Annotated in this window: 5 protein-coding genes and 1 pseudogene; 1 reads left to right on the top strand and 5 read right to left on the bottom strand. The window is 42.9% G+C overall.

The window, feature by feature from the left end:
* From B9J84_RS00030 to pflA, 3 genes are all read right to left on the bottom strand, one after another.
* Positions 1-109 (bottom strand): YfbU family protein (locus B9J84_RS00030; RefSeq protein WP_179217481.1); only part of this gene is annotated, 109 nt, incomplete at its 3' end.
* 123 nt (positions 110-232) lie between these two features.
* Positions 233-898, bottom strand: a complete 666-nt coding sequence (locus tag B9J84_RS00025) for an energy-coupling factor ABC transporter permease (protein ID WP_019280921.1) — start codon at positions 896-898, stop codon at positions 233-235.
* 64 nt (positions 899-962) lie between these two features.
* A complete protein-coding gene (pflA, locus tag B9J84_RS00020) occupies positions 963-1703 on the bottom strand; it encodes a pyruvate formate lyase 1-activating protein (RefSeq protein ID WP_013856543.1) in 741 nt (246 codons plus the stop codon).
* A gap of 201 nt (positions 1704-1904) precedes the next feature.
* On the opposite strand from pflA, the gene B9J84_RS00015 reads away from it, so the two are divergent.
* Positions 1905-3782: a methyl-accepting chemotaxis protein gene (locus tag B9J84_RS00015; RefSeq protein WP_017048071.1), complete on the top strand. Its 1878-nt coding sequence runs from the start codon at positions 1905-1907 to the stop codon at positions 3780-3782.
* A 17-nt stretch (positions 3783-3799) separates the two neighbouring features.
* Here the strand turns inward: B9J84_RS00015 and B9J84_RS00010 are convergent, their stop codons facing one another.
* Positions 3800-4786, bottom strand: coding sequence for a lipid A-modifier LpxR family protein (locus B9J84_RS00010; protein WP_179217480.1), 987 nt, complete (start codon positions 4784-4786; stop codon positions 3800-3802).
* A gap of 201 nt (positions 4787-4987) precedes the next feature.
* A pseudogene (locus B9J84_RS00005) lies at positions 4988-5075 on the bottom strand (autonomous glycyl radical cofactor GrcA); the annotation flags it as partial.

The following is a 5075-nucleotide window of genomic DNA, read 5'->3' as shown; positions in this document are numbered from 1 at the left end:
CTACAATGGTTTGTAACCGCTTGTATTTTTTGGCGTTGTTGGGATCCATCTGTGACATCAAAAAATACTGATTAGATAGAATTAGTCGTTGAGCGTTGGTCATTTCCATGGAGGTAGCCTCACTAAATTTTATGTTCTATTTGATGGCATAAGGTTAACAGCAATTATCGACAATGAAACATGATCTCAACACGGATTTAATATGGAAAGCATAAAATGTGTGCAATTCTTGTTACTTTTTGTGTAAGTGGTTATAGATATAATCTTTGTCGGAAAAGACACGCAACCATTCTGGCTTAAATACGGATAGTATCGCTAACGCCATACCATTGAGCAGCCCTTCTGGGAAAGCGAGTAAAGGAACAAAAATTAGGTAATTATCGCGGATGACTTGCCAGTCATGTTGCCCAAGAAGCAATTGATAAGCGGTGTTAATGGCCAAATGCAGACTACCCGTCAGGCCGCCATTTAAAAAACCAGCCACAAAAATAAACACAAAAATATTGCGCGGTAGATAATGATAACTCAAAGCAAACAAAGCATAACTAACTAGGATTGGCAGTAGCGATGATAGCAGTAAGTATTCGGGGATGTTAAAGAAGGCCAGTTTACCGACCGCCGCCAGTGCGAATGTAACAGGAATAGTTATAACAAATGCGCAGCGCCAGCCAAACATCATCGTGAGGGTTGTTAAACCGAGAAAATGGATAGGCAATCCTTCGGTCACTCCGGCTTGAGCTAACCACAAAAGAAAAAGCGCAAAAGAGGCAAAATAGGTGAGATGCTGAAAGGATTTCTCGGCCTTAAACTTTGTCCAAAATGAGTATTTAAAATCGCGAAGGGTCGTTAACCCAACAAGTAGCAGGAGCAATAGCACCGCAAGTTGTTCCAGCTGCATGGCTAGCCTCTCTATAAAAATACCAGCATTATGCTGGCATTTTTATGGTTATTAAATCAAGCAATCAATATTTTATGTTTGAGTGATACTGAGCTAAGATCCCAACGATTTTGTCCATGGTCTCTTTTGACGGCGGATTCACACCTTCTAATGGGTATTCTAGCCCCATTGCTTCCCATTTATGAGCGCCCAATTTGTGATAAGGCAGCAGCTCTACTTTCTCGATGTTATCCATATCTTTAATAAAATCACCAAGCATATGAGCCGCTTCTTCGTCATCAGTGTAGCCAGGAACAATCACATAACGGATCCACGTTTTTTTACCTATGGTGTGTAAGTAGCGCGCGAAATCTAAGGTTCGCTTATTCGACACACCAATAAAATCATGGTGGATCTCATCTTTCATGTGTTTGATGTCTAACATCACTAAATCAGTGGCATCGAGTACTTCATCAATCACGTCTGTGTGTTTGCGAATATAACCGTTGGTATCTAAGCAGGTGTGAATGCCCTCAGCTTGCGCTGCGCGGAATAAATCACGAACAAATTCAGGTTGAAGCATAGCTTCACCGCCTGAACAGGTAATTCCGCCGCCAGAGGCTTTCATAAAATGGCGATAAGATTTTGCTTCGGTAATGATTTCTTCAACAGTCACTTCCTTGCCTTCATGGGTGTCCCATGTGTCACGATTATGACAATACATACAACGCATTAGGCAGCCTTGCATAAAAACAATGAAGCGAATTCCAGGGCCATCTACCGTGCCACAAGACTCAAAAGAATGAATACGACCAGTTGTTGACATCAGTTCATCTCGAATAGGTTATTTGCCCGTTATTTTATTACAAATGGTAGGGATTAAGTAGGGTTAATGTGCAATTGCCGCCGCATATCCTAAACCATATGTTGTGGCTCAAAATGAATGTCATGAAATTCTGCACATTGACTACACTGTATAGAAATAAGAACTCGTTGAATGCGATAGGGTTTAAATAAGGAATAGTTCATGGATGTACAGTTTTCTCAAAAGCAAAAAATCAGTCTATTTTTAGTTATCCTTTGTGTTGGTTTTTTAGGTTTAGGGATTTATACCGCAAAGAGCTTGATGGGAATGGATGAACAGTATCGTTCCAGTGGCGAAGTGGCATCCGGTTCTGTGGCGATATTTACTACTCAAGCAAATTTGTTGTCGCTTGCATCAGAGCTCAACAACATGCAAGGCAATCAGGTCAACTCGATTTTGAATAAATTGGATCAGTTGATGGGAGAGGTGAATGCTAATGTTGCTTTCCTGCAAAAGACCAATTTTGCTCAAGAAGGGGAAGTGTTGCTCAAGGCGGCCAAACAATTTGACCAATTTTTGCGTCCTTGGTTGCAAGTGAAATCAGAGGTGGGTTTCAACGTTAACGAAGGTAAGCTGGGTGAGCTGAAAACGTTGGCCACTACGATAGAGAAAAAGATAGATGAGACGGGGATGGTTACAATCAACTCGGATTTTCAAGCCATGGTTAAGGCGCAGCAAAATTATTTATTAGAACCCACGGAGCAAAACTTAAAACTGTTTAATCGTGCTATGGCCAGTTTCGTCAATATGTCTGATTCTTATTCGATGTTGGATCTGTATGAAAAAGAGATACAACAATTTAAACAGGCTTTTTTACGTGTGAGTGAACTGTCTCAGCAATTGCAAGTGATGGAGAAACAAAGAGGCGATACAGAGGCGCAAGTTAAGTCGGTGATTCAAGATATTTCAACCAAGCTTTCCGCGTTGAGTGAGCAATATCAGTTGGCCGCAAAAACGACCGCATCGCAAACACAGTGGTCCGTATTAGCGGCCTGTGCGTTACTTGCCATATTGACCATTGCTATTTTCCTTACCTTTAGTTTTTCTCTTTCTCGTTCTTTGTCGCAAACTATTCACGTGTTGAACAATATCTCGCGTGGCGATTTGTCACGCCGTATGCCGATGACGAATAACGAAAAGGACGAATTCAATCAACTGGCATTGGCCATTAACCAAAGCTGTGAAAATTTAGGGAAATTGGTGAGTGGTGTGCAGAAAAGCAGTGAAGCCTTGTCTGGTGATGCCGCATCACTGAATGTTGGATTAGACACTTTAGTGACAAATCAATCTGACGTTTTGGGACAAACGCAATTATTGGCATCGGCCACAGAAGAGGTCAGCGTGACGACCCAAGAAGTCTCCAACTCATTGGAGTTTGTTGCGGAACTCAGTAAATCTTCTATGCAAAGCGCAGAAGAGGGAGGAAAAGTGATTTCCGTTGCTATTACGTCACTGGTTGAGGTTGGTAAAATCCTAAGCTCGGCCGCAGGCCACATTCATCAACTTGAACAAGCTTCTGCAAAAGTAGACTCGGTGATGGACATCATTAATGGTATTGCCGAGCAGACTAACTTATTGGCACTCAATGCCGCAATTGAAGCGGCGAGAGCGGGAGAGCAAGGTCGTGGCTTTGCTGTTGTCGCTGATGAAGTTCGAAGTTTAGCGGTAAGAACGGTCAATGCCGTGGCCGAAATTTCCGGCACGATTGATACTATGCAAAAGGAAAGTGCGGAAGTAATCACTTATATTGCGCAATCTGAGCAGTCTATGCAGAGTGGGCAAGAGAAAGGTAATGAGGCGATACAGGCCATCGCGCAAATTATCAAAAAAGCAGATGAAGCGGCGAATAAAACAGAAGCCATTTTTGCATCGATCCGAGATTTGGCGACCACTAGCCATTCAATGGCAGATAATATGATACAAATATCTCGAGCCATGAAAGCCTTGGAAGAGAACAATGAACAGTTAAGAGCAACCAGCCAGATTGTGGATAAACGCTCTAGCAGCCTAAGTGTAGACTGCCAAAGTTTCACCATATAATTTCAGTTTGCTAAACGTTAGAAAAAAGCAAAAAGAGAAATATTGCCGACACCGTGAATGGAGTTTTTGTCTTCCTTATACTCAGGTGTGTTTGCGGTGAACGTTAAACTCGCACCGACTTGTTGAATATACCAAGCCGCACCAACTACGGCGGTCGCCTGAAGATTTTCCAAGTTAACTTGGTAATATTCAGATGGGTGATCCAATCCGTTTAAAGGCCTATCTCCTTCGATGGTAATGTCATTGAAGCGATAGCGTCCTTCTACACCTCCGAATAGAAACCATCCAGTATCCGAGGCACCAATCATCCCTGCCGAGAAAGGGTTTTCTGCACTGATTTGAGCACTGCCAAAGTTACCCGCAAGATCGGCCCCCCAACGCATCATAAAACCTGTGGAGAGATCACTGCGAAAGTTACCTACATTGACCTCTGAAACGTTGGAAAGCTCAACGTCAGTTCCTGCATAGCTGCGGTATCGTGTCAGATTAAAGTGAGACAGATAACCCACGCTGCCGACGATTTTTTCCTCTACTTGGTAGGCCCAGCCATTGGGTTCGTCAGATTTAGTGATGCTGTGCACTAACTTTTGCGCTTTCTCAGAAAGCGCAGCATCTCCGGTGGTTCCAATGGTTAAATTTGCCCGCGTGGCTTGTTGGGGATGCAAACTAATATAGTTAAGCTCGGTGTGTAAATACCCAGCGTAAGGTCGTTCATTCGGCTCTGGTTTGGTAAGAGAAATCTCCGAAGGAGTCCACATTTTGTGGCCAATGCTGATCTCCCATTTGTCCAATGGGGCCGCTCCCCAAACCGAAAGGCTGAGTGGTTTAGTCCACCAATATGGAGCAATCGCCCCTGAGGTGTAGCTTAAAAATAAACCATTGGTGTAGTCGCGATCTACGCCAAATACGCCATCGTTATCGAGGTTAAAAGCAACCGTTGCGTGTTGAGAGGCCAGCGCAGAAGCACTGAGTAACGTCAATGGAAGAATGTGAAATAGCTTCATACGAACACTGCAGAGTATAGACAAGCCCTAATCATATAGGAAAGATGCGCTATTCAGTTGATAAATAGGCAATTGAATCAAAATAAATGTGGTAAGCGTAACATTTGTGGTCGATGCATTGCGCATTTTTGATTTCTGAGTATAAAAAAAGCCCCACTCATCGAGCAGGGCTTAACTATTTTGCTAGTAATTTAACTGAAATTATAGAGATTCAGTGAAAGTACGTGCAATAACGTCAGCTTGTTGTTCAGCAGTCAGTGAGTTAAAACGCACAGCATAGCCAGATACA

The sequence above is a fragment of the Vibrio sp. V03_P4A6T147 genome, from assembly GCF_002241085.1.
GTDB classification, from domain to species: Bacteria; Pseudomonadota; Gammaproteobacteria; order Enterobacterales; family Vibrionaceae; genus Vibrio; species Vibrio anguillarum.
Note: the sequence above shows the minus strand (reverse complement) of the source record. Positions and strands in the feature narration are given on the sequence as shown.